The sequence below is a fragment of the Pseudomonas brassicacearum genome, from assembly GCF_003732265.1.
GTDB lineage: Bacteria > Pseudomonadota > Gammaproteobacteria > Pseudomonadales > Pseudomonadaceae > Aquipseudomonas > Aquipseudomonas brassicacearum_D.
In genome coordinates this window covers 1-678 of the sequence record NZ_MOBK01000195.1, presented here as the reverse complement: position 1 = coordinate 678, position 678 = coordinate 1, and the positions used below count along the sequence as shown (strand labels likewise).

1 protein-coding gene is annotated in these 678 nt (G+C 61.4%); it reads left to right on the top strand.

Features of this window, described 5'->3' with window-relative positions; all coding sequences use genetic code 11:
* Nucleotides 1-515, top strand: a 515-nt coding sequence (locus BK660_RS30795; RefSeq protein WP_148057510.1) for a DODA-type extradiol aromatic ring-opening family dioxygenase, incomplete at its 5' end; no start/stop codon positions are given.
* Between the last annotated feature and the right edge of the window lie 163 nt (nucleotides 516-678).

The window sequence follows — 678 nt, the reverse complement described above, 5'->3', positions numbered from 1 at the left end:
CCGCTGAGGTGGCCGATCTGTTGACTGCCAACAATCTGCCAGCGCGCCTTGATCCGCAACGTCCGTTCGATCACGGTGTCTGGGTACCGTTGTCGTTGATGTACCCGCAGGCGGATATCCCGGTGGTGCAGGTCTCCCTGCCAACCCGCGCTGGCCCGGCGCTGCAAACCCGGGTCGGCCAAGCGCTGGCGAGTCTGCGTGACCAGGGCATTTTGCTCATTGGTTCCGGCAGCATCACCCACAACCTGCGTGAACTCGACTGGCACGCCGGCCCGGAAAGTGTCGAGCCATGGGCGCGGGATTTTCGTGACTGGGTGATCGAGAAGTTGGCGGCCGACGATGAGGCGGCGCTGCATGATTATCGCCAGCAGGCGCCGCATGCGGTGCGCAGCCACCCGAGTGATGAGCATTTGTTGCCGCTGTATTTTGCCCGGGGCGCGGGCGGTGAGTTCAGCGTGGCGCACAAGGGGTTCACGATGGGTGCGCTGGGCATGGATATTTACCGATTCGGTTGACGCCTTCGCGAGCAGGCTCGCTCCCACAAAGGCAAACAGCAGGCAAAAAAAATCCCCGAACCAGTCGGGGATTTTTTATGTGCGATCAATCAGCCCAAGGGCGGATCAATCTTCGCGATAGCGACGCAGCTTCAACTGCTTACCGGCAACGCGAGTGTCCTTC